This window comes from Nostoc sp., assembly GCF_035638895.1.
Lineage (GTDB): Bacteria > Cyanobacteriota > Cyanobacteriia > Cyanobacteriales > Nostocaceae > Nostoc.
This window is the reverse complement of the sequence record NZ_DASQZC010000405.1, coordinates 1-1,895: the sequence shown is the minus strand read 5'-3', so window position 1 is coordinate 1,895 and position 1,895 is coordinate 1. Positions and strand designations below refer to the sequence as shown.

Genomic DNA, 1,895 nt, shown 5'->3' with positions numbered 1-1,895 from the left:
AGACCATTTGAGTATGAGTGTTGTGGGTTTAGCAGCACCCGTATTCACTTTTGCAGCAATGGGAAACCGAGCGATCGGACAAATCAAATTATTTCAGCAAACTTGGCCAATTCACGAAGAATACATTGATGAAAACCACTTCTGGAAAGGTCTAAAGCTGAGTGAATTGTGGGAAGATCGATCGCGGATGCTGATTTATTACTTGCCAGTAGAAGGTGAGATGGATTTGGTGTCAGGTGTAATATCTGGACAAGAGATTAAAGTAGGCGATCGCTTAATTATTGGTACACAACCCCGCATCCGTTCCCCCCGGAGATCATTGATTAAAAAACTGCTGAAAGTCATGACTAATCTTCAGCAGTTTCAGCAACACGGGCGATCGGTAGTGGTGGGTGCTGTTGTGTTACTCGCAGTTATTCTGATTGCTACACTCACCTATATGTCGGCTGAGTTGAGTTTATCTGCTGTTGATGCTCTATATTTTTCTGTAGGCATGATTACGGGGGCAGGTGGTAATGACAAAGTAGTAGAAAATGCTCCTAACAGTATTAAGTTATTTACCGTTGTGATGATGCTGGTTGGAGCAGTGGTAATTGGTATTTGGTATGCAATGCTCACCGATTTTGTCTTAGGAAGCCGCTTTAAGCAATTTTGGGATGCAGCCAGAATTCCCCAGCGATGTCACTACATTGTCTGTGGCTTAAGTAGTATTGGAGTGAAAATTATCCAGCAACTCCACGCCAGTGGACATGAAGTTGTAGTAGTTGAACCCGATTCCAACAACAAATATATTAACACCGCCCGCGAACTAGGTATTCCCGTCATTCAAGGAGATGCCAGCTTCCGCACAATACTCAAAGCTAGCAATATAGACACTGCCGCCGCAGTGCTTGCTGTTACTAGCAATGATGCTACTAATTTGGAAATTGCCCTCAAAGCCAAGGGACTGACACCCAGTGTTCCGGTGATTGTTCATTATGGCGATCCCGATTTTGCTGGCATAGCGCAACAGCTATTTTGTTTCGAGGCCGTGCTGAGTCCGGCTGAACTAGCAGCTCCAGCTTTTGCTGCTGCTGCACTAGGGGGACGCATCCTCGGCAATGGCATTACAGCCGATAGTCTTTGGGTGGCTTTTGCAACTGTGATTACACCTTCACACATCTTTTGTGGTCAGTGGGTGAAAGATATAGCCATGTCTGGTGACTGTGTACCTTTATACGTAGAAACAAATCACCAAACCCTTCACGGCTGGGATTTATTAGAAACTAATCTCAGTGTTGGCGATGTTTTGTATATGACGATGCCAGCGACGCGGTTATATCAGTTGTGGCGGCATGAGCAAGTATGCGAATCACACGCTTAAATAATTCGTAATTTGTAATTCGTAATTCGTAATTAATACACTACTCCCCACTCCCATTTATTTATTAACTACTCGTTGTTGATATTCCTGCTCAGTAATCATATCGAGAGTGTTTTCTAGACGATCTACAAATACGATCCCGTCGAGATGATCATACTCGTGTTGAAAAATCCGAGCGATAAAATCGGTTAATTCTTGCTTTTTTAAGTTCCCTTGACAGTCAGTGTATTCCACTTCAATAGTTTTATACCGAGGAACTAACCCCCTAATTCCTGGAACACTTAAACAACCTTCCCAATCTTTGACAACTTCAGTTGAATGAGAAATAATTTTGGGATTAATCATAGCAGTAGGCTCCATTTCCGGGGCATTGGGATACCTGGCATTAGGACGGGAAGCCACAATAAATAAACGATAGGATTGTGCTACTTGAGGCGCAGCAATCCCCACGCCGTTAGCTTCGGCAACAGTAGCAATTAAGTCTTTAATTAACTTTTGGATATGCTCATCTTGAATATTCTCAACCCAAGCA

2 protein-coding genes are annotated in these 1,895 nt (G+C 43.3%); one reads left to right on the top strand and one right to left on the bottom strand.

Features of this window, described 5'->3' with window-relative positions:
• The coding region (locus VE944_RS20105; RefSeq protein ID WP_324980851.1) for a potassium channel family protein at nucleotides 1-1,363 on the top strand (1,363 nt) is incomplete at its 5' end.
• A gap of 57 nt (nucleotides 1,364-1,420) precedes the next feature.
• Here VE944_RS20105 and def read toward each other — a convergent pair.
• Nucleotides 1,421-1,895, bottom strand: a 475-nt coding sequence (def, locus tag VE944_RS20100) for a peptide deformylase (protein ID WP_324980848.1), incomplete at its 5' end; no start/stop codon positions are given.